This is a genomic window from Streptomyces sp. CC53 (assembly GCF_001865245.1).
Taxonomy (GTDB): domain Bacteria; phylum Actinomycetota; class Actinomycetes; order Streptomycetales; family Streptomycetaceae; genus Streptomyces.
Window position 1 is genome coordinate 12,371 of the sequence record NZ_MKXB01000207.1, and the last position, 20,555, is coordinate 32,925.

Annotated in this window: 19 protein-coding genes and 2 pseudogenes; 13 read left to right on the forward strand and 8 right to left on the reverse strand. The window is 72.4% G+C overall.

Going from position 1 to position 20,555, the window contains the following annotated elements; genetic code table 11:
• The first annotated feature begins 266 nt into the window (after positions 1–266).
• Both BJP40_RS27960 and ppgK read left to right on the forward strand, forming a co-directional pair.
• A complete protein-coding gene (locus tag BJP40_RS27960; RefSeq protein WP_071270352.1) occupies positions 267–1,253 on the forward strand; it encodes a 4-hydroxy-3-methylbut-2-enyl diphosphate reductase in 987 nt (328 codons plus the stop codon).
• A 36-nt stretch (positions 1,254–1,289) separates the two neighbouring features.
• Complete coding sequence (gene ppgK / locus BJP40_RS27965; protein ID WP_071283171.1) at positions 1,290–2,036, forward strand: polyphosphate--glucose phosphotransferase; 747 nt, start codon at positions 1,290–1,292, stop codon at positions 2,034–2,036.
• Positions 2,037–2,371: 335 nt separating this feature from the next.
• Here ppgK and BJP40_RS27970 read toward each other — a convergent pair whose 3' ends face one another.
• Positions 2,372–3,016, reverse strand: a complete 645-nt coding sequence (locus BJP40_RS27970; RefSeq protein ID WP_071283172.1) for a DUF6542 domain-containing protein — start codon at positions 3,014–3,016, stop codon at positions 2,372–2,374.
• Positions 3,017–3,200: 184 nt separating this feature from the next.
• On the opposite strand from BJP40_RS27970, the gene ychF reads away from it, so the two are divergent.
• Positions 3,201–4,289, forward strand: coding sequence for a redox-regulated ATPase YchF (gene ychF, locus BJP40_RS27975; protein ID WP_071268983.1), 1,089 nt, complete (start codon positions 3,201–3,203; stop codon positions 4,287–4,289).
• Positions 4,290–4,435: 146 nt separating this feature from the next.
• On the opposite strand, the gene BJP40_RS27980 is transcribed toward ychF, so the two are convergent.
• From BJP40_RS27980 to BJP40_RS27995, 4 genes are all read right to left on the reverse strand, one after another.
• The gene (locus tag BJP40_RS27980; protein WP_071283174.1) at positions 4,436–4,855 is read right to left on the reverse strand and encodes a PIN domain nuclease; all 420 of its coding nucleotides are present in this window, start codon (positions 4,853–4,855) and stop codon (positions 4,436–4,438) included.
• A complete protein-coding gene (locus BJP40_RS27985; RefSeq protein WP_031144348.1) occupies positions 4,855–5,097 on the reverse strand; it encodes a type II toxin-antitoxin system VapB family antitoxin in 243 nt (80 codons plus the stop codon). Before BJP40_RS27985 ends, BJP40_RS27980 begins: the two co-directional genes overlap by 1 nt.
• Before the next feature lie 523 nt (positions 5,098–5,620).
• Entirely contained in the window at positions 5,621–6,013 is a 393-nt protein-coding gene (locus BJP40_RS27990; protein WP_071283176.1) for a DNA-binding protein, read from the reverse strand.
• Positions 6,013–6,264: a hypothetical protein gene (locus BJP40_RS27995; protein ID WP_018845686.1), complete on the reverse strand. Its 252-nt coding sequence runs from the start codon at positions 6,262–6,264 to the stop codon at positions 6,013–6,015. Before BJP40_RS27995 ends, BJP40_RS27990 begins: the two co-directional genes overlap by 1 nt.
• 108 nt (positions 6,265–6,372) lie before the next feature.
• On the opposite strand from BJP40_RS27995, the pseudogene BJP40_RS28000 reads away from it, so the two are divergent.
• A pseudogene (locus tag BJP40_RS28000) lies at positions 6,373–7,442 on the forward strand (SNF2-related protein); the annotation flags it as partial.
• Between the two features lie 286 nt (positions 7,443–7,728).
• Here the strand turns inward: BJP40_RS28000 and BJP40_RS28005 are convergent.
• Both BJP40_RS28005 and BJP40_RS28010 read right to left on the reverse strand, forming a co-directional pair.
• Entirely contained in the window at positions 7,729–7,992 is a 264-nt protein-coding gene (locus BJP40_RS28005) for a type II toxin-antitoxin system RelE/ParE family toxin (RefSeq protein ID WP_071283178.1), read from the reverse strand.
• Positions 7,985–8,254: a type II toxin-antitoxin system Phd/YefM family antitoxin gene (locus BJP40_RS28010; protein WP_071283180.1), complete on the reverse strand. Its 270-nt coding sequence runs from the start codon at positions 8,252–8,254 to the stop codon at positions 7,985–7,987. Before BJP40_RS28010 ends, BJP40_RS28005 begins: the two co-directional genes overlap by 8 nt.
• A 412-nt stretch (positions 8,255–8,666) precedes the next feature.
• On the opposite strand from BJP40_RS28010, the gene BJP40_RS28015 reads away from it, so the two are divergent.
• From BJP40_RS28015 to BJP40_RS28050, 9 genes are all read left to right on the forward strand, one after another.
• Positions 8,667–9,149: an SRPBCC family protein gene (locus tag BJP40_RS28015; RefSeq protein ID WP_143066042.1), complete on the forward strand. Its 483-nt coding sequence runs from the start codon at positions 8,667–8,669 to the stop codon at positions 9,147–9,149.
• 292 nt (positions 9,150–9,441) lie between these two features.
• Positions 9,442–9,576, forward strand: coding sequence for a hypothetical protein (locus BJP40_RS35985; RefSeq protein ID WP_256220833.1), 135 nt, complete (start codon positions 9,442–9,444; stop codon positions 9,574–9,576).
• A gap of 1,071 nt (positions 9,577–10,647) precedes the next feature.
• Positions 10,648–12,234: a S8 family peptidase gene (locus BJP40_RS28020; protein WP_071283182.1), complete on the forward strand. Its 1,587-nt coding sequence runs from the start codon at positions 10,648–10,650 to the stop codon at positions 12,232–12,234.
• Between the two features lie 530 nt (positions 12,235–12,764).
• The gene (locus tag BJP40_RS28025; RefSeq protein ID WP_071283183.1) at positions 12,765–13,850 is read left to right on the forward strand and encodes a DUF4190 domain-containing protein; all 1,086 of its coding nucleotides are present in this window, start codon (positions 12,765–12,767) and stop codon (positions 13,848–13,850) included.
• 141 nt (positions 13,851–13,991) lie between these two features.
• On the forward strand, positions 13,992–14,747 hold the full coding sequence (locus BJP40_RS28030) for a GntR family transcriptional regulator (RefSeq protein WP_071272764.1): 756 nt from the start codon (positions 13,992–13,994) through the stop codon (positions 14,745–14,747).
• Positions 14,748–15,192: 445 nt separating this feature from the next.
• A complete protein-coding gene (locus BJP40_RS28035) occupies positions 15,193–15,372 on the forward strand; it encodes a hypothetical protein (RefSeq protein WP_071283184.1) in 180 nt (59 codons plus the stop codon).
• 33 nt (positions 15,373–15,405) lie between these two features.
• The gene (locus tag BJP40_RS28040) at positions 15,406–15,864 is read left to right on the forward strand and encodes a (deoxy)nucleoside triphosphate pyrophosphohydrolase (protein WP_071283186.1); all 459 of its coding nucleotides are present in this window, start codon (positions 15,406–15,408) and stop codon (positions 15,862–15,864) included.
• A gap of 751 nt (positions 15,865–16,615) precedes the next feature.
• Positions 16,616–17,053: an ATP-binding protein gene (locus BJP40_RS28045; RefSeq protein WP_071283188.1), complete on the forward strand. Its 438-nt coding sequence runs from the start codon at positions 16,616–16,618 to the stop codon at positions 17,051–17,053.
• 180 nt (positions 17,054–17,233) lie between these two features.
• Positions 17,234–19,810: a SpoIIE family protein phosphatase gene (locus BJP40_RS28050; RefSeq protein WP_079171531.1), complete on the forward strand. Its 2,577-nt coding sequence runs from the start codon at positions 17,234–17,236 to the stop codon at positions 19,808–19,810.
• Between the two features lie 130 nt (positions 19,811–19,940).
• Here BJP40_RS28050 and BJP40_RS34710 read toward each other — a convergent pair.
• A pseudogene (locus BJP40_RS34710) lies at positions 19,941–20,555 on the reverse strand (TPM domain-containing protein); the annotation flags it as partial.

Genomic DNA, 20,555 nt, shown 5'->3' on the forward strand with positions numbered 1-20,555 from the left:
CCACCGCACTCCCGTACCCCGCCCGCCCACAACACCCTCCCGCGCATGGAGCACGTCCCGCCCACCGGGCACGTCCCGCGCACAGAGCGGGCACGTCCCGCCTTCAGCGCGGGCCCCACCCGCCCGCCCGCGCACCGGATCCGCTCGACGCGCCCACCGCAGCCCGCGCACCGCGTCGAACACTCACACGCAGCTCGTCCGGTCGGCGACCCGCCCCGCCCGGCGGCGGATCTTCCCCCTCCGCACCCACCCTTACGATGGGGGGCATGACTCCTACGCCTCCTGCCCGCCGGGTCCTCCTCGCCGCTCCCCGCGGTTACTGCGCGGGCGTGGACCGTGCCGTGATCGCCGTGGAGAAGGCGCTGGAGCAGTACGGCGCGCCCGTCTACGTCCGCCACGAGATCGTCCACAACAAGTACGTCGTGCAGACCCTGGAGAGGAAGGGCGCGATCTTCGTCGAGCAGACCGCGGAGGTGCCGCCCGGCTCCATCGTGATGTTCTCGGCGCACGGCGTCGCGCCCACCGTCCACGAGGAGGCCAAGGAGGGCCGCCTCGCCACGATCGACGCCACGTGCCCGCTGGTCACCAAGGTGCACAAGGAGGCCATCCGGTACGCCCAGGAGGACTTCGACATCCTCCTGATCGGCCACGAGGGCCACGAGGAGGTCATCGGCACCTCCGGCGAGGCCCCCGACCACATCCAGCTCGTCGACGGCCCCGGCGACGTCGAGAAGGTCGAGGTCCGCGACCCGTCCAAGGTGGTCTGGCTGTCGCAGACGACGCTCTCCGTCGACGAGACGATGGAGACCGTCGACGCGCTGAAGGAGAAGTTCCCGCTCCTGGTCTCACCGCCCAGCGACGACATCTGCTACGCGACCCAGAACCGCCAGCTGGCCGTGAAGCAGATGGGCGCGGAAGCCGACCTGGTCATCGTCGTCGGCTCCCGCAACTCGTCCAACTCCGTGCGCCTCGTCGAGGTCGCCAAGCTGGCCGGCGCCAAGGAGGCGCACCTGGTCGACTTCGCGGAGGAGATCGACGAGGCGTGGCTGGACGGCGTGGCGACGGTCGGCGTGACCTCGGGCGCGTCCGTGCCGGAGGTGCTCGTCGAAGGCGTCCTCGAGTGGCTGGCGCAGCGCGGCTTCGAGGACGTCGAGATCGTGAAGGCAGCGGAGGAGTCGATCGTCTTCTCCCTGCCGAAGGAGCTGCGCCGCGACCTGCGCGCGGAGGCCGCTTCCCTGGTGGAGCAGCAGTAGCCCACGGCGGCATGTGATCCCCGTAACGTGGTGTCCATGAACGTCTTCGGAGTGGACATCGGCGGGTCAGGGATCAAGGGCGCTCCAGTGGACCTCGACCTCGGCGATCTGGCGGAGTCCCGCCACAAGGTACTGACCCCGCAGCCCGCGACGCCTTCGGACGTCGCGGGCTGCGTCGCCGAGGTCGTGGCGCACTTCGGCTGGTCAGGCCCCGTGGGGGTGACGTTCCCCGGCGTCGTGACGGGCAGGTCCACGATCCGGACCGCCGCGAACATGGACGCGTCCTGGATCGACGTGGACGCCGCGGCACTGCTGGGCGACCGGCTGGGCGGCCTGCCGGTGACCGTGCTGAACGACGCCGACGCGGCCGGCGTGGCGGAGATGACCCACGGCGCGGGCCGGGGCCGCACGGGCACCGTCATCGTGCTCACCTTCGGTACGGGCATCGGCAGCGCCCTCTTCACCGACGGCAGGCTGGTCCCCAACACGGAGCTGGGCCACCTGGAGCTGAACAGCAAGGACGCAGAACGCCACGCCTCCACGAAGGCCAAGGAGGACAAGGACCTGAGCTGGCAGGAGTGGGCACACCGGGTCCGCAAGTACCTGGCCCACCTGGAGATGCTGTTCTCGCCGGAGCTGTTCATCGTGGGCGGCGGGGTGAGCCGCAAGGCCGAGAAGTTCCTGCCGCTGATCAAGAACGTACGGGCGGAGATCGTCCCGGCCGCCCTGCAGAACAACGCGGGCATCGTCGGCGCGGCCATGTCGGCGGCAGCAGCCCGCTGACCACGACCCCCGCCGACCGCCCCGGCACACCACGGACCGGTCCCTGCGCCGGGGCGGCTGCCCCGGCGGCGGCGTGCCCCAGGGCCCGGGCCCGCGCCCGGCGGCACCCCCGGTACGAGACGACGCGACGGCCAGGACACTGCGCCGAAGCCACGGAGGCCACCGAAGCCACGGAGGCCACCGAAGCCACCGAGGCCACGGAGATCTCCGGAGCTACCAGAGTCGGAACCACCGGAGCCGGAGCCACCGGGGGCTCCACGGCTACGAGAGCTGCCGGAACAGGCGGAGCTCCGCGGGCTGCGGGGCGCACAGGGGCACCGGGCGCGGTCCCGTGCTCAGCCAGGGCGCCGCTGCGCCGCCGCCCTGGCCTGCTGCCGCCGTCCCATCTGCCGCACCTTCCGTACACATGTGAGGGACCCGGCCACCAGCGTCCCCCCGTACAGCCACCCGGCCTGCACCGCGAGCGCGGTGACGACGGCCATGGTGTGCCCGCCGATCCCGCCCTCGCCGCCCGCGATGGGCACCACCCCGACGGCGAAGGCGATGGGCACGCTGATGGGAGCGGTCACGAGGTCCGCAGCCCGCACCCAGAGCGCGGTCAGGGCACTGACCGGCAGGAAGAGCAGCCCGTACACCAGGGGCGAGCCGTCCGCGAGCAGCAGGTCCAGGCAACCGACCACCAGCATCGCGGCGGACGCGAAGAGGCCGGCGCCGAGGCCGGTGAGCCGGGGGTTCGGCAACCGCCGCACGGCACGGACGAGGGCCGCGACCGGCGGCAGTGCCCGGCCCGCAGGACCGGTCGGCCGGCCGGCCCCGGGGGCGGGGGAGCCGGGCCGCGGGCGGCGGGCGCCCCGCGACGGCAGGACGGGGGACGGCGGCCGAGCGGAGGGCTGCTGCGGCCGTACGGGAGGCTGCGGCCGGGCCGCCGGGGACTGCGGCCGCCGCGGGCGTCGAGGGGGACTGCTCCTTTGCTGCTCCACGGGGACAACGTAGGCCGGGAGAGGTCCGAAAACCGGTACGAGACACGCCTTTGGGATGAGCTTGGCGCAAAGTCCCAGGGACGCCGCCGGCGAGCGCCGGGGCCCCGCCCGTGGTACGGGGGCGGCACCGCGCCCGTAGACTGGGGGGTCGGCCCCGTCTCCCACCTCCCAGGAAGTCGCCAACGTGTCGCTCACGATCGGAATCGTCGGTCTGCCCAATGTCGGCAAGTCGACCCTGTTCAACGCCCTGACCAAGAACGACGTGCTGGCGGCCAACTACCCGTTCGCCACCATCGAGCCGAACGTCGGCGTGGTGGGCGTGCCCGACACCCGGCTCCAGAAGCTCGCGGAGATCTTCAGCTCGCAGCGCGTCCTGCCGGCGACGGTCGACTTCGTCGACATCGCGGGCATCGTGCGCGGCGCGAGCGAGGGCGAGGGCCTGGGCAACAAGTTCCTCGCGAACATCCGCGAGTCGGACGCGATCTGCCAGGTCATCCGCGCCTTCAAGGACGAGAACGTCGTCCACGTCGACGGCAAGGTCTCGCCGAAGGACGACATCGAGACGATCAACACCGAGCTGATCCTCGCCGACCTCCAGACGATCGAGAAGGTCCTCCCGCGCCTCCAGAAGGAGTCCCGGATCAAGAAGGACGTCGCGCCGAAGGTGGCGGCGGTCGAGGCGGCCAAGGAGATCCTGGAGCGCGGCGACACCCTGTTCTCGCAGGGCATCGTCCAGGGCAGCGAGCAGGCCGCCCTCCTCCACGACCTGCACCTCCTCACCACCAAGCCGTTCCTCTACGTCTTCAACGTCGACGAGGAGGAGCTGACGGACGAGGCGTTCAAGGACGAGCAGCGCGCCCTGGTCGCCCCGGCGGAGGCGATCTTCCTCAACGCCAAGCTGGAGGCGGACCTGGCCGAGCTGGACGAGGAGGACGCCCTGGAGCTCCTCCAGTCCGTGGGCGCCGAGGAGCCCGGCCTCGCCACCCTGGCCCGGGTCGGCTTCGACACCCTGGGCCTCCAGACGTACCTGACGGCCGGCCCGAAGGAAGCCCGCGCCTGGACCATCAAGAAGGGCGCCACCGCCCCGGAGGCGGCCGGTGTGATCCACACCGACTTCCAGAAGGGCTTCATCAAGGCCGAGGTCATCTCCTTCGACGACCTCGTCACCACCGGCTCCGTAGCCGACGCCCGCGCCGCCGGCAAGGCCCGCATGGAGGGCAAGGACTACGTGATGCAGGACGGCGACGTGGTGGAGTTCCGCTTCAACGTCTGATCGCATGTACAGAGGCGGCCTGACCTGCGAGAACGCGAGTCAGGCCGTCGCGCTGTCCGCAACAGTCCGCAGATCGGTTCGACCCTGAGGGGAATGCCACCCTGCGCCGGGCCCCACTGGCCGGCAACCATCAGGATGGAATCAGCTCAGTGGTCGGCGCTGCCCGGGGGTACCACCCATTGGGTCGGCTGTCCGGTGACGGAGGCGATCATGTCGAAGTCGCCGTCGTAGTGGAGGACGGTCAGCCGGTGCAGTTCTGCGGTGGCGGCGATGAGCAGATCGGGGAGGGACAGAGCGCGGTGGAAGCCGGCGTTGAGCGCGTGGCGCTGGGTCTCCAGGGCGCGGGTGAAGGTGTCGTCGTCACAGGTGAGGTAGTCGAATGCGTGGAGCCAGGTGCTGATGCGCAGCGCTTCTGCGGTGGTGCGGGCGGAGTGCACCATTTCGTATTCGGTGGGCTGGCACACGGCTAGCAGGTAGCGCTCATGCAGCGGCTGGAGTGCGTCTTTTACCGGGGGTTTCGACCATCGAGCGAGGGCGGACTTGTCGATAAGGTAGCGGTCTTGCATCAGGCGGCCTGGCCGCCTGTGCGCTTGAGGGAGCCGTCGGCGTTGCGGGGGCCGGTGTTCTCGATGATCTCGCTGAAGTCGAGCTCGCCTGAGTCCATGGCGTCGAAGAACTCTTGGCGTAGGTGGCGCTTGACGGCGTCCTCCATGGCCAGTCGCACGGCCTTCGCCTTGGTCTTGGTGCCGAAGATGCGCATAGCCTCGGCGACCATGTCCTCGTCGAGATCGATGACTGTCCGAGCCATGGTGTGGTTCCCTTCTCCGGGAGGCGTACTACGTAAAACGATACCATCTCGATGGTGATGGCGATGTCGTTTTGTGGCCCGGTTGCGCCGGACAGCCTCTGGGTTCGCAATGGCCCGGCACTCTGGACGGTTGCTGGATCCACGCTGGACCGGTCCTGCGCGCGGAGCTGTTCCCGCAGGTCATCGGAGTCGTCGATATTCCGCTTCAAGGTCGCGGCGGAGCTGCGCAGGCACCTCGACTCCGTCGAGACCCCGTAGGCCAGTCCGCAGACAGTCCGCAGGACACCCGTAAACAGCCATCGGGACCCAACGCACGCCAACGGAGAAATGCCTGGTCAGGGCGGTGCGTGCGGCTCCGCCGCAGGTCAGGATCGGGCCGCAGGCGTTCCGCTTCAACGTGTGACCTCTCGTCAAGAACTGTGCCCGACCCGCCTGTTGGCAGGTCGGGCACAGGCGTCTGTCCGCGTGGAGTCCTTGCCCCGTGACGTGGCGCGGCGGCGGGTCTGGTCGGCGTCAGGCTGCCTCAGACCTTGACGACTTCCACGGAAGGGCCGCACAGGACTGTCAGGTCCTCGGGGTCGGACGTGAGGACGGTGACCGGCCGGGGTGCGTTGCGGGCGATGACGGCGAAGGCGGCATCGATGGCGTACTTGTGGCCGTGGAGGTGATGGGCGCGCAGAAGCGCGGCGGCCTGGTCGGTGATCTCCTTGGTGATGTCGTGAACGTCGACGCGGGAGAGGACCCACTTGATACGGGCCGGGTGGATGCGCTCGTAGTCGGCCTCAAGCGTGGTCATGGCGCTGGTGGCGACGCGGACACCCTCTTCCGATGCCGCTTGGACCAGAGCCACGACGGTGCGGTCCTTGCGGTAGAGCTTCGAGAGCCCTTCGCTGTCGAGCAGGAGCGTGCCGGGCATCAGGCGGCGGCCCCGCCGGCCTGTCGGTGGTCGTGGCGCAGCAGCGCCCGGGCGGCCTCGACCTCCTCGCGGGTGAGGGCTTCGTTGTCGGTCTCGAAGTCGGCGACGATCTCCCGGAGCTTGTCCATGGCGACCCGCTGTTCGAGAGCCTCGGCGACGTAGGCGGAGAAACCGCCGGGTCCGACATGGGCGCGTACGGCCTCGGCGAGATCCTCGGGCAAGCTGATCGAATACTTCCTACTACCGCTCATGGTGCTGATCCTACCGGTGGTCGTAAGCCCGGGGCTGTGCATGACCGCCCCGAGGTTCGGTTGCTCCGCAGGGGAGCTGCGAATGCCCGGCGAGGCCCGGTGGGGGCGGTGGGAAGACGCGGGGAGGGCCGGCGAGGGGCGGGAAGCGTGGGGCGTGGCGAGCGGGACACAGTCGGCGACGAGATGGGCCTTGGAAGACCATTCAGGCGATCGCCGTCCTCGCCCACCTGGCTGCCGAGGGACAGAGTCACTTCATGGTCGTCTGCCCGGCGAGCGTCCTCGTCAACTGGACACGGGAGATCGAGGCCCGCAGCGCCCTGCGCGTCATGGTGCTCCACGGTCCTGACCGGCACTACGCGTTCGCCGACCGGAAGGGGCGGGACGGTGTCGGGGTGACCACGTTCGGCGCGCTGCGCGGCTTTCCCGCACCGGGCGGTGGGGAGGTCGGGCTGCTGGTGGTCGACGAAGCGCACTCCGAGAAGAACCCGAAGGCCAAGCGGTCCCCAACGGTCGGCCTGTGGGCGGAGCGTTGAAGTTGCCCGCGCGCACGGCTTCGCGGGCCCTGTACATGCGCCCCGAGAAGTCGGCCAAGCTGGACCGGCTCCGGGAGATCGTTCAGGAGGCCGGCGAGAACGGGCAGAAGACGGTGGTCTTCACAAACTTCAAGGACGTACTGGGCGTGGTGAAGGAGGCCCTCGCGGCCGGAACCGCCAGGGCCACTCCGGTGTTCGGTCCGCTGACCGGCGGCGTCCCCGCCCAGCGTCGCCAGGAGATCGTCGACGACTTCGCCGGTGTCCAGGGCCCGGCGGTGCTCCTGGGGCAGATCCAGGCAGCGGGCGTCGGCCTCAACGTGCAGGCCACCTCCGTCGTCGTCATCTGTGAACCCCAGATCAAGCCGACCATCCGGACATCAGGTGGTGGCACGGGCCCACCGTATGGGCCAGGTCAGGCCGGTTGGTGTCCACCGCCTCCTCGCCACCGGAGGCGTGGACGAACGCATGGTGAAGATGCTGGAAACCAAGATGCGCCTGTTCGATGCCTATGCCCGCCGCAGCGCCCTGGCCGAAGCCACCCCGGACGCGGTCGACGTGTCAGACACCGAGCTGGCACGCCGGATCGTCGAGGAGGAACAGGCGCGTCTGGGTATGACGGATGAGAGGCCTGCGTCATCCGAGTGAGGGTGTCCTCCGGTCCGCAGACAGTCCGCAGGACACCCGTAAACGGCCGTCGGGACTCAACGGATGCCACCGAGGAATCCCAGGTCAGGGCCTTGCGCGGGGCTCCGCCGCAGGTCAGGATCAGTCCGCAGACGTTCCGCTTCAATGTGTGAGCGGATGAAGTGACACCACGTCGCTGATGTGGCAAACATGCAGGTCAGAAGGGGTCGGGCTCTATCGAGTCCGACCCCTTCGTCGTCACCGTGCTCGATGGGCGCTGGATGTTCTGACGTGTGGTCAGCAGCAATCAGGTGTCGTAAACGGTGGACCGGTGTCCCACGTGAACGACCCAGACCACCAGTTCCCCGTTGTCGATGGTGTAGACGACGCGGTAGTCGCCGACGCGCAGGCGGCGCCGTTCGGGCTGGGACACGAGTGCGGTGGTGCTGAAGCCGAGGGGGTTGGTCTCCAACTCGGTCAGCTTGGCCAGGATGCGCAGCGCCATGTCGCGGGGAATCTTCCGAAGCTCGGCCTGTGCCTCGGGGCGGAAGACCGTTCGGTACTCACTCACCGCGCGCCAGCGTCTCCCTCATGATGTCCTCGATCGGGATGCCGGGCGCGGGGTTGGCCATGCGCTCGTCGATGATCCGATTGATCTCGCGCTCTTCCCACTCCTGGTACTTGCGCAGTACCTCGATGGAGACGATGGCGGCGACTTCCTTGCCCCGGCGCGTGATCACTGTGGGTACGTCGTCGCGATCGGCGCGCTCCACGACCTCGGCGAGGTGGGCACGCACATCGCGGATGGACTCTATGGGCAGCGGCTGCGTCATGCACTCAAGCGTACCGAGTGACTCATGTGTACACAACGCGTCCCCGGTGCGGGCGACGGGCTTCGTCGCGGTCGTGCGTGCTGGATGTGCCGGATGAACTTGCACCGTGCTGGATCGGTGCTGGATGGGGGCTCCGGAAACGGTGTTCTCGCAGGTCGGAGCGCTGTGCTGAAGATTCCGCTTCAATGTCTGAGCGGACAGGTTCATTCTCTGACCCGCAGGCCTGAGAAAGGAGAACGCTCCCCATGGGGACCATGTGGGGAGCGTTCTCTGTCGATCGGCCGTGCCGCAGGGCGCTCCCCGGGGCGACTGGGCGCGGGGCCGCGGCCGAACGAGGCAATCCGGGGGCCTGGGCGGTATCCCGGCCGCCGTGGGTGGAAGGGAGGGGGTGCTCGACGAAGGGGGTGCCCCCATGCCGCAGGTGAGAGTCTCCGTGGCCGTACCGCGGACCGCCGCCGACGTGTTCGACTTCCTGGCCGACGGGTGCAACCTCGCCCGCTGGCACTCCGGGGTCGCCGAGATCCGTGTCGACCGGGCGGGCACGTACCGGTACCGGTTCCCCGGGCGGCGCCGGGAGACGCTGTTGCAGCGGTGGCTGGATCAGGAGGGGTGGAGGATCAGCTTCCTGGGGGAGCGGCTGTGGACCCCCCTCGGCAGCCAGGTGCCGCGCCATGACTTCCGGGTGGCGCCGCACGGAGACGGCTGCCATGTCGACATCGGCGTCAGCGTGCGGTTGTGGGGCGGGATGGTCGCCCTGTGGCCCGTCGTGGAGATGGGCTGGCGCAGGGACCTGCCCGAGGACGCCCGCCGGCTGTACCGGCTGCTGACGGCGGCCGGTCAGGGCGGCGCGGTGGCCGACAGTGGTGCCGCGCGCGTCCGGTCGCGTCAGAACTGAGCCCGCAGGCGGGTGCGCGGCCCCCGGGGGTCAGGGCCCGCCGTGCCGCAGCTCCCCGCGACCGCCCGGGCCGGGCTCACCGCGTCATGCCCCTGTGGCGCGCGTCGAGGGCGGGCTGCCCGGCGCCCCTGGTCGCCATGAGCGGCGGCGCCGAGCCGCGACCGCGGTGCCGGGGCCCAGGTGCCGGGCGGTGCCGGGCCCCCGCGGCGCGCACGGCCGCCCCGGGCGGGCCTCTCCCTCACCGTGGGGTGCCGGCTCGGGGCGAGTGCCCCAGCGGTGGGGGAGCCGCCGGATGTTCGACGCGTACGCCCGCCGCAGCGACGTCGCCGAGGCCGCGCCGGACGCGGTGGACGTCTCCGACGGGGTGCTGGCCCGCCGGATCGTCGAGGAGGAGCAGGTCCGGCTCGCGGAGTCCGGGCGCGTGTAGGCCCTTCGCGGAGTCTCGGCGCGGACGGTGCTCTCCCGGACGTGGCGCCGGGGGGCGAGCCGGCCGCCGGGTCGTTCTCCCTCCTCCTCTTGGTCCGGGGGCCCCCGGCCCGTGCCCCGCAGCTCCACGTGCGGGCCCGGGGGCGATTTCGTAAGGGGCTGACCGGAGCTGTAGGGCCTCGGGAGCCGATGCAGTGCCGTATTGGCCGGATCCATGCGTGCGTGATCGTGCGGAATCAGCCACGCCGGCGTCCCGTACCGCTCGCAGGCTCCGGCGGGGTCCGCGGAGGAGTGGGCAGGGGGCGGGCAGTGCCCTCCGCCACGGTCGGTGCGGGTGGCGGGGCTCATGTCGCGGGCGGCCTGCGGCGGGAAGGCCGCAGGCCGCCTGCACGGCGACGAGCCGTGGGGCCGAGCCGTGGGGCCGGACGGCCGGGCCCTGCGCCCGCGGCTCGGGCACCAGGGAGTGGGTCGTGCGCGTACGGCTCGGGCACCGCGAGGGCGGCGACCGCCCGGGGCGACCCGGTCAGGTGCGGCGGGCCGGCGATGCGGGCATCACGGCGCCGCGGGGCGTGAACGACAGGCTCCGCATGAGGGAGCCGAGTTCGACCGAAACCCGCTCCGTGAGGGGCGCGAGCGGCGTGCCGCCCTCGCCTGGGACGTACGGAGATCGGACAACGGCAGCGCTTCGCCGTGGCGCCACGGGGAGTTCACCCGGTCGGCGAACGCCGTCCGTTGCGCCGCGCCCGCCGTGAAGTCCGGGTCGCAGGGGCCGCCGCAGCGCGGGCACTGCCAGGTCAGCCCGGAAACGGGTGATCGGACTCCGCACCCGTGACCGACGGGGGCCGCCGCTCCGTCCGCGGCGGACGCCATGTCCGTTGTGTTGCACACGTGTTGCCGATGCGACGGCACCCTTGTGGGATTCCTATGGATCGGTCAATCTTTCGGCTGGCAGACCGAGACGGGCAACGCCGCTCCAGGGTGGTGTGGTTCGTCGTGCATGCGAACAGGGGTTGTCATGCACCTGCCAGGAAACCCCCACAGCAACGCACCACCAATGAGGAGGACCCCTCACATGTCCGTGATGCGTACCCCGCGGCGAAGAGTCGCCGCAGCCAGTGCCATAGCCGTCGCCGCCCTCGCTCTCGGCTCCCTCTCCGCCCTGCCGGCTGCCGCCGCCGGCAGCAACGCGGAAGGCGTCATCCAGTACGCCGGTGACGCGAACGCCGTGCCCGGCAGCTACGTCGTCACCCTCGACGAGTCCCGCGCCGACTCGGACGGCACGTCCGGCAAGAACCTCGCGAAGCGGTACGGCGCGAAGATCAAGAAGACGTACACGGCCGCCCTCAACGGCTACGCCGTCGAGCTCTCCGAGGCCCAGGCCAAGAAGCTCGCCGCCGACCCGGCTGTCGAGTCGGTGGTGCAGGACCGCGTCTTCACCATCAACGGCACGCAGCCGAGCCCGCCCTCGTGGGGCCTGGACCGCATCGACCAGCGGAACCTCCCGCTGAACCAGAGCTACACCTACCCCGACCCGGGCGGTGAGGGCGTCACCACGTACATCATCGACACCGGTGTGCGCATCAGCCACAACGACTTCGGCGGCCGCGCCGTCAACGGCTACGACGCCGTCGACAACGACAACGTCGCCCAGGACGGCCACGGCCACGGCACCCACGTCGCCGGCACCGTCGCGGGCTCGGCGTACGGCGTCGCCAAGAAGGCCAAGATCGTCGCCGTCCGCGTGCTCGACAACAACGGCTCCGGTACCACCGCCGGAGTCGTCGCCGGCATCGACTGGGTGACCCAGAACGCGGTGAAGCCGGCCGTCGCCAACATGAGCCTCGGCGGCGGCGCCGACACCACCCTCGACAACGCCGTGCGCAACTCGATCGCCTCCGGCGTCACCTACGCCATCGCGGCCGGCAACTCCAACGCGAACGCCTCCAACTACTCGCCCGCGCGGGTCACCGAGGCCATCACGGTCGGCTCCACGACCAGCTCGGACGCCCGCTCCAGCTTCTCCAACTACGGCAGCGTGCTGGACATCTTCGCGCCGGGCTCGTCGATCACCTCGGCGTGGAACAGCAGCGACACGTCCACCAACACCATCTCCGGCACGTCGATGGCGGCCCCGCACGTCGCCGGCGCGGCCGCGCTGTACCTGGCCAACAACCCGTCGGCCACGCCCTCGCAGGTGTCCTCGGCGCTGACCACCGCCGCCACCAGCGGAGTCGTCGGCAGCCCGGGCTCCGGCAGCCCGAACCGCCTGCTCTACGTGGGCTCCGGCGGCGGCGAGGAGCCCCCGCCGCCCACCGGCGACCGCTACGAGAACACCGGCGACTACACGATCAACGACAACGCCACCGTCGAGTCGCCGATCAGCGTCGCCGACCGGTCCGGCAACGCCCCCTCCGCCCTCAAGGTCGAGGTCAACATCCAGCACACGTACATCGGTGACCTGCGCGTCCAGCTCGTCGCGCCGGACGGCACCGCGTACACGCTGAAGGACTACGGCACCGGCGGCAGCAGCGACAACATCAACACCACCTACACCGTCGACGCCTCCGCCGAGAGCGCCAACGGCACGTGGAAGCTGCGCGTGAGCGACAACGCCTGGTGGGACACCGGAAAGATCGACTCCTGGGCGCTGGTCTTCTGACCCGCTGACACCACACGGGGTCCCACACACCCCGGCTGACGAGGGGCGGGCGCCGACTGCGGCGCCCGCCCCTCCCCCGTCCGGCACGGCCCGGCGGGGCGGGGCGGGGCCGGGCCCGGGCCGTGCCGTGCCGCGGGCGCGCCCCGCCGGACGGCGGGCGGAGCCGTGGAGGGGCGGCCCGGCCGTGGCCGGCCCCCGCTGACGGGGCCTTCGGCCGGCGGGCCGCACGAGAGGGTCTCAGCGGTGGGTTCGCGCCCGCGGAGCCCTCGTCGGGCCGGGCCGCTCGCAGGAGACTCCGTCGTGGCGGACGCCGCTTCCGGCGGAGGGGTTGGGGGTCGCACCGCCGGCCCGGCGGCGGCCGGGTGGCGGACCATCGGACGGGTGTGCCCTTCCTGGTCGGTCCGGAGAGGAGGCGGCGCAGGGCGCGCGTCGCCCGGGCGTCTCCCTCTGGTTCCCCGTGCGCCGTCCGTACTTGGTACCGTCCGCCCCTTCGGTACCGCCCTTCCCGCCCCACGAGGAGCCCACCCCCCGTGTCACCGACGTCCCCCCAGGACCGGCCCGCTCCCGACCACCAGCCCTACGCGTCCGGTCCGCCGTATCCGCCGCCTGCGACCAGCGGACTGGCCGTCGCCTCCCTGGTCACCGGCATCGTGTGCTGCGTCCCGCCGCTGGGGATGGTCCTCGGGGTGATGGCGCTGCGCGGCATCAGGCGCCACGGCCGGCGGGGCGGGGGCATGGCGGTGGCGGGCATCGTCCTCTCCGCGCTGAGCACGCTGCTGGTCGCCGTCGCCCTCACCGTCGGTCTGGCAGGCGGGGGCGTTCCGGCGCTGGTGGACGAACTGCGCGGCGGCGGCGACGGCGCGTCCGTCCACCGTCTGGAGCGCGGGACCTGCTTCGACCAGCCGGGTGGCGCCGCCGGGGAACAGGAGGTCGCCGCGATCACCGAGGTGCCCTGCGAGGAGCCCCATGACGCCGAGGTCACGGGGTCCTTCCGGCTCGACGGAGCTGCCTACCCCGGTGTCGAGCCGATCGAGCGGCAGGCCGAGCAGCGCTGCGGCGAGATCGCGGACGCGTACGCGCTGGACACCTGGGCCGTGCCGCGGGACGCCGTGCTCTTCTACTACCACCCCACCGTCGAGAGCTGGCGGTTCCTCGGTGACCGCACCGTCACCTGTATGTTCGCCGCGGACACCGGCAAGCTGACGGGCTCGCTGCGCAGCGACGCCACCACGCTGAGCGGGGATCAGCAGGCGTTCCTCACGGCCGTCAACCCGGTGGACGAGGTCTGGTACGGGGAGCCCGAGGCGGACCCCGACGCGGATCTGGAGGCCAACACGGCCTGGGCCGGGCGCATGGCGAAGGCGCTGGGGGCCTCCGCCGCCGCCCTCAAGGGCCACCCCTACCGCGGGGAGGCGGCGAAGCCCGTGGCCGAGCTGGCGGAGCAACTGGCGGCGGCGGGCGAGAGCTGGGCCGCGGTCGCGGCCGCCAAGGACCCGGACACTTACTGGGAGCGCTACGACACGGCGTACGGGTCCCTGCCGGTGGACTTCGGCAGGGAGGCGCGCAAGGCGCTGAACCTCGCGACGGTGCCGTCGGGGAGTCAGGGAGCGAGCTGACGGGCTACCCGAGGTAAGCAGGGGGCCAAACGGCGTCCCACCCTCACGTCATCACTTCGAGTGAAACGTTGGCCCGTGGTTGCGGCGCTCAACTCTCGGTTGCGAATCTGTAGCTGTCTGTCAACCTGATGGGAGTGGCCCGTGACTTTCGGTGAGCAGCCCGCCTATCTGCGCGTTGCGAGCGATCTTCGGCAGAAGATCGTCAACGGCGCGCTGCCGCCGCACACCCGGCTTCCCTCGCAGGCCCGCATCCGCGAGGAGTACGGCGTCTCCGACACCGTCGCCCTGGAGGCTCGCAAGGTCCTGATGGCCGAGGGCCTGGTCGAGGGGCGCTCAGGATCCGGGACCTACGTCAGGGAGCGGCCCGTCCCGCGCCGGATCGCCCGCTCCGGCTACCGGCCGGCCGCCGGCTCGGTCAACCCCTTCCGTCAGGAGCAGGCCGCCGACGGGGCGCGCGGCACCTGGGAGTCCAGCAGCGAACGGCAGGGCGCGGGCCCGGCCGTCGCCGACCGGCTGGGGATCGCGGCCGGTGACCCCGTGATGCGCACCCGGTACGTCTTCCGGGACGCGGGCGAGGCGATGATGCTCTCCGTCTCCTGGGAGCCGCTGTCCCTGACCGGGCGCACCCCGGTGATGCTGCCGGAGGAGGGGCCGCTGGGCGGTTGCGGTGTCGTGGAGCGGATGGCCGCCATCGACGTCGTCGTGGACAACGTGACGGAGGAGGTCGGGGCCCGCCCCGGACTCGCAGAGGAACTGCTCGTGCTCGGCGGTGTCCCGGGCCATGTCGTGATGGTCGTCGAGCGGACGTACTTCGCTTCCGGCCGCCCGGTGGAGACCGCGGACCTCGTCATCCCGGCCGACCGCTACCGCGTCGCCTACCACCTGCCCGTGCGCTGACGGGCGGATGGCTCGCGCGGCGCGAGGCGGAGGGGGCGTGCCGCGCGAGGCGTCACGGCGGCGCACGGGTGTTGGGCGCGTCCCGCCCGGCGGTGCGGAGGGGTGCGGGACGGGCGGGTGTGGGGCTTGGGTCGTGGTGCGGTGCGGAGGGGTGCGGGACGGGCGGGTGTGGGGCGTGGGTCGTGGTGCGGGCCGGGCGGGTGCGGAGGGGTGCGGGGCGAGTGGGGAGGGGGCTGTGGTGTGGGTGTGGTCCGGTGGGTCGTGCGTCGGGGAGGGCGCAGCCAGGCGGCTGCGCCCTCTCTCATGCGTGTCCGCTGGCTGGAATGTGTCTCTTTGTGTAAACACGTATCCGCTGTGTGAAGGTCAGGCGTAAGCTCAGGCATATTCGGATTGCGGTTTCATCGGAATCCTTGGAGACATGCGACCCGGCGGGGGGAGCGGTGTGATGTCCGACAGTGGTGCGACCCTGCTCTGGCAGGTCATTCGGCAGGACGACAACGGCAACCACTACCGCGTCGGCCGGTACGCGACGCGCGACGAGGCCCAGCGGGTCGTCGACCGACTCGACCTGCGGGGACACCGGCAGCTCTACTGGGTCGAGCGCATCGGCGAGCCGGCGCGCTGACCGGCGTCCGGGTGTGCCGGTACGCTCCGGCGCATGACGGATGCGGCGGACGTGACGGAGCGCATGGTGGTCGCAGGAGCGGTGTACGACCGCGGACGGCTGCTCGCCGCGCGCCGCAGTGCGCCTCCCGAGGTGGCAGGCCGCTGGGAGCTGCCCGGGGGAAAGCTGGAGCCTGGGGAGAGCCCGCGCGAGGCCCTCGTGCGCGAGTTGCGCGAGGAGTTGGGGATCGAGGCGGAGCCGGACGAGCGGATCCCCGGGGAGTGGCCCCTCGGGCGCGGCTTCGTCATGCAGGTGTGGACCGCCCGCGTGCGGTCCGGTGAGCCCCGCCCCCTTGAGGACCATGACCTGCTGCGGTGGGTGACCCGCCGCGACTGGGACAGCCTGGACTGGCTGGAGCAGGACATCCCCGCGGTGCGCGAGGCCGTGCGCCTCCTCCCCGACCTGCCGCAGGCGTCCGACGGGCCGGGCACGCGGGGCGGGCCGCACGCCTGAGGGGCCGGGCCCGCCGGACGGGTCGCCCGAGCCCCGCATCCGACAGTTCTCGCCCACCGTGCGCGACGTGTGAGCCCCTTGGGCGCGCCAGTTCGAGGCGTCCCGCCGGGCGGCGGGCCGCGTCACCTGGAGGGTCCGCCGCCCGGGGCGAGGGGCGGTGGGGGCGGGCGAGGTGGGCGGGTCGGGGCCGGGCCTTGGCGGGGCGGTCGCCGCCGAGAGGGTGAGGGGTGCGGTGGTGTCGGTCCGCCGGTTCGAGGGGGCGATGGGGCGGGCGAGGTGGGCGGGCCGGGGTTCGGCCTGGCGGGGCGGTCGCCGCCGGGGACGTGGGGCGCCCGGCGGTGTTCATCCGCCTCCCGTCCTGTCAGCGGCGCCGGCGGGTATGGGGCGCGCGGCGTCACCGGCGGTTCCCTTGGCGGTGCCGGCGGATGCCGAGCTCTTGCGAGGGGGCCTCCGTCGGGTCCGCTGCCGCCGACGGGTCGCGCGCCCTCTGGTGTGCCGCCCCGCCCCGGTCCCTCCGCTCCGGCAAGTCCGATGCGTGCAGGGGCGGACCAGATGGCCGGACCTCCGGCAGGCAACCCGGAGGGGCGGCCTCGCCCTCCGGGCTGACGGGTCAGCCGGCGTGCGACGTCCCGCGGGGCGTACGCCGTTCGTGCCACCCCAGGGGCCGTCTTGCGATAGTCGGCACAGCATTTCGGGTATGAGCCGAATAACCGCCTGAAATCGGGCGCGGGTCTGCTCCTGGTCCGGGGAAGTGAGCGGCGTGATCGACACCGAGGGCGAGTGCGCCGAATGGACCTTTCCCGGAGAACTGGACGCGGTGCGCACCGCCCGCCACGTCGTGCGGGACACCCTCCGCTCCTGGCAGCTCGACGCCGCCCTCGGCGATGTGACCGTCCTCCTCGTGAGCGAACTGGTGACCAATTCCTGTCGTTACGCCTACGGTCCGATCGGAGTGCGGCTCGTCCGCCTCCAGCCCGACCTGGAGGAGCCGCTGCCGGTGCCCGCCCACCCCGCGCTCCTCGTCGAGGTGTCCGATCCGCTTCCGGATCCGCCCCGCGAACGCGTCGCGGGCCCCGACGACGAAGGCGGTCGCGGACTGCAGCTCGTCGCCTGCACCGCGCGCCGCTGGGGAACACGAAAGGGCAGGTCGGGGAAGACCGTGTGGTTCGAGCTGGCCCTGCCGGGTTAGAAGAGGGAAGGGACAACGATCACTTCCGTCTCGGCGGGAAACGAACGAGACCACCCTGTGATCGTGAACGGCGTGCCGACCCGGGCCGTAGTGCTGAATACTGCGGGAATGGCCGGTCCGGTGCGGTGAGCTGGAGGGGACGGTCGCGTGAGCGAGACACCTGAGACGGCGAACGGCGTCATGTGGCAGAGCAGCCCGCCTGGCTCGATCTATGACTACATCAAGGTCGCGTCCTTCTCCATCGGCCCCGACGGGCTCGTCGACCACTGGAGCCTGCGGGCCGCGGAGCTGTTCGGCCTCGCCGCCCACGAGGTCCGCGGCACGGACCCCGTCGAGGCCCTGATCCCCGCCGAGTTGCGCCCACGCGGCCACCGCAAGGTCGCCGAGGTGCTCGACGGCAAGGAGTGGACCGGCCTCGTCCCGTTCCGCATCCCCGGGGAACGCTACGCCCACGGCCTGGCCGAGGTGTACGTCATGCCGAGCGAGACCGAGGACGGCGAACGCGGTGCCGTCTGCATCGCCGTGGACGTACGGGCCCTACGCCGAATAGAGACGGACCTGGCCGCATCACAGGCTATTTTCGGTCAATCCCCTTTCGGCTTCGTGCTCTTCGGTACGGACCTCACGGTCCAGCGGGCGAACGAGCGCTTCGCCACCGTCTTCGGCGGCACCGCCGAGGCGCACCGCGGCCGCTGCGCCCACGACTACCTGCCCCGCCAGGAAGCCGACCGGATGACCGCGGCGCTCCGGCAGGTCCTGGACACCGGTGAGGCCGTCACCGACCTCCAACTCGTCGGCACCGTGCCCGGCGACACCGAGCGCCGCCACTGGTCCGTCAACCTCTACCGGGTCCACAGCGGCTCCGGCCGCCCCATCGGCGTCGCAGGCCTCGGCATCGACGTGACACGGCGTCACAACGCGGCCCGTGAGGCCGCCAGTGCCCGCCGCAACCTCGCACTCCTGGGCGAGGCCAGTGCCCGCATCGGCACCTCCCTCGACCTGGAGACGACAGCCAGGGAACTCCTCGATGTGGCCGTCCCCGGCTTCTGCGACCTCGCCTCCGTGGACCTCTACCAAGCGCTGCTCACCGGCGAAGAGGCCCCACCGGGCCGGCCGGCGGGCCAGCCCGCAGGGCCGACCGCGCGCCTGCGGCGCGTCGCCTTCGCCAGCGCGGTGTCCGACGCGCCGCTCGCCACCGGCACCACCGGAAGAGGCGCAGCGAGCACCGCCGCCGGCCTCTGCTGCGAGGACGGCCGCACCGCCTCCCCGCACGTCGGCGCCGTCCACCGCTACCCGTACGCCTCGCCCTGCGCCGAGGCCCTGCGCACCGGCCGGCCCGCCCTCGTCCCCGGCGGGGACGGCGGCCTCGTCCACTCCACCCTGGCCGTGCCGATGGTCGCCCACGACACCGTCGTGGGGCTCGTCCAGTTCTCCCGCACAAAGGGCAGCGAGCCCTTCGGGGAGCGCGACCGGGCCCTCGCCGTCGAGCTCGCCGCCCGCGCCGCCGTGTGCATCGACAACGCCCGCCTGTACCGCCGCGAGCACGAACGCGCCCTCATCCTGCAGCGCAGCCTGCTGCCGCCCGGCGCCCCGGAGGCCGCGGGCCTCGACATCGCGTGCCGGTACCTGCCGGGCAACGCCGCCACCGAGGTCGGCGGCGACTGGTTCGACGTCATCGAACTGCCCGGCCACCGCACCGCCCTCGTCGTCGGCGACGTCATGGGGCGCGGACTGCGCGCGGCCGTCGCCATGGGCGAACTGCGCACCGCCGTGCGGACCCTCGCCCAGCTCGACCTGGAGCCCGCCGAGGTGCTGTCCCACCTCGACGAGATCGCCCGCGGCCTCGGCGCGCCCGGCGGCGTGCCCGCCCCGCGCGGCGCCGACGGGGCCCCGCGGACCGGCGCCCGGCCCAAGGGGCCCGAACTGTCCGAGGTGTACCTCGCCACCTGTGTGTACGCGGTGTACGACGCGGTCACCCGGCGGTGCACCTTCGCCAGCGCCGGGCACATGCCGCCCGTCCTCGTCGAGCCGGGCGAGGAGGCGATGCTGCTCGATGTGCCGCCGGGGATGCCGCTCGGCGTCGGCGGCGAACCCTTCGAGGAGGTCGAGGTCGAGCTGCCGGAAGGCGCCCTGCTGGCGCTCTACACCGACGGGCTCGTCGAGTCCCGGGACCACCCGCTCGACGAGGGCCTGGAGGCGTTCCGCCGCGCCCTCGGCCAGGCCGGCCGCCCCCTGGAGGACGTCTGCGACCACGTGTTCGGCACCCTCGACACCCGGCACGGGCAGGACGACATCGCCCTCCTGACGGCCCGCATCCGCGGGCTGCCCGCGGATGCGGTGGGCGACTGGCGGCTGCCGCGCGAGCCCCGCTCGGTGGGGCGCGCCCGCGAACTGGCCTGCGCGAAGCTGGCCGCCTGGGGCCTCGACGCCCTCGTCGACACCGTCGAACTGCTCGTCAGCGAACTCGTCACCAACGCGCTGCGGTACGGCGAGGGCGAGATCCGGCTGCGGCTGCTGCGCGACCGCACCCTGGTGTGCGAGGTGTGGGACGGCGGCCTCGTCCAGCCCCGGCGCCGCCGCGCCCGCGACACCGACGAGGGCGGGCGGGGCCTCCAGCTCGTGGGCATGCTCAGCGCGGGGTGGGGCTCCCGACGCACCCCGCACGGCAAGACGGTGTGGTTCGAGCTGCCCCTCCCGACGGGGGACGGCGGCGCCCCGGCCGAGCTGACGGTGGACCAGCTGCTGGACATGTACTGACACGCGGCGGGCGGCGGTTGCCGGGCGGGCAAGGCCTCCCCGGGCGCAGCCCGCCGGGGGCAGCGCGGGTCCTCCGGGGCGCAGCGCCCGTGCCCCCGGCACCGCTGCCGCCGGCCGGGCCCGGCCGCGGTCAGCCCGCCGCGGAAGTGCCGTGCAGCCGTACGTCCTGTTCGGCGAGCGCCTGGGCCGAGCGGGCCAGGCCGTCCGCCTCCTGAACCGACGGCAGCGCGTCCTCCGCGCCGCCGGACGCCTCGTCCAGCCGCCGCAGCGCCTCGGCCAGCCGGGTGCGGGCCGGGGCCCGTACGAGCGGCCGGTGCACGGCCACGTACACGTCGGCGGCGCCCACCGCCGAGCGGGCCGACAGCAAGGCGTGCTCCAGGAAGGCCCGGGCCCGCCGCGCCTCCTCGCCGCGGCCCCGCACGGCGGCGAGCGCGGCGCCCAGGGAGGCGTCCGCCTCCGCCACCCGGCGCAGCGCCTCCACCGGGTCGTACCGGCCCTCCTCCACCGACCGGCGCACGTCCCCGGTGACGGCCTCCGCCCGGGCGGCGCGGCCCCGCAGATCGGCCTTGGTCACGCCCTCGGCGGTGGCCCCCGGCAGGCCCCCGGACAGGTCCTCCAGCACCTTCGCCGCCTCCGCCAGGTTCGCCTCGGCCTCCGCGAGGGCCCCCGGCAGCCGCCCCGCCGCCTCGGCCAGCTCCACCGCCCGCCGGTCCACGGCGTCCACCAGCAGCGCCACCTGAGCCAG

Coding starts and splice junctions, on each gene's coding strand:
- BJP40_RS27960 (WP_071270352.1), top strand. CDS start 267: ATGACTCCTACGCCTCCTGCCCGCCGGGTCCTCCTCGCCGCTCCCCGC.
- ppgK (WP_071283171.1), top strand. CDS start 1,290: ATGAACGTCTTCGGAGTGGACATCGGCGGGTCAGGGATCAAGGGCGCT.
- BJP40_RS27980 (WP_071283174.1), bottom strand. CDS start 4,855: ATGCAAGACCGCTACCTTATCGACAAGTCCGCCCTCGCTCGATGGTCG.
- BJP40_RS27985 (WP_031144348.1), bottom strand. CDS start 5,097: ATGGCTCGGACAGTCATCGATCTCGACGAGGACATGGTCGCCGAGGCT.
- BJP40_RS27990 (WP_071283176.1), bottom strand. CDS start 6,013: ATGCCCGGCACGCTCCTGCTCGACAGCGAAGGGCTCTCGAAGCTCTAC.
- BJP40_RS27995 (WP_018845686.1), bottom strand. CDS start 6,264: ATGAGCGGTAGTAGGAAGTATTCGATCAGCTTGCCCGAGGATCTCGCC.
- BJP40_RS28010 (WP_071283180.1), bottom strand. CDS start 8,254: ATGACGCAGCCGCTGCCCATAGAGTCCATCCGCGATGTGCGTGCCCAC.
- BJP40_RS28015 (WP_143066042.1), top strand. CDS start 8,667: ATGCCGCAGGTGAGAGTCTCCGTGGCCGTACCGCGGACCGCCGCCGAC.
- BJP40_RS35985 (WP_256220833.1), top strand. CDS start 9,442: ATGTTCGACGCGTACGCCCGCCGCAGCGACGTCGCCGAGGCCGCGCCG.
- BJP40_RS28020 (WP_071283182.1), top strand. CDS start 10,648: ATGTCCGTGATGCGTACCCCGCGGCGAAGAGTCGCCGCAGCCAGTGCC.
- BJP40_RS28035 (WP_071283184.1), top strand. CDS start 15,193: ATGTCCGACAGTGGTGCGACCCTGCTCTGGCAGGTCATTCGGCAGGAC.
- BJP40_RS28040 (WP_071283186.1), top strand. CDS start 15,406: ATGACGGATGCGGCGGACGTGACGGAGCGCATGGTGGTCGCAGGAGCG.
- BJP40_RS28050 (WP_079171531.1), top strand. CDS start 17,234: ATGTGGCAGAGCAGCCCGCCTGGCTCGATCTATGACTACATCAAGGTC.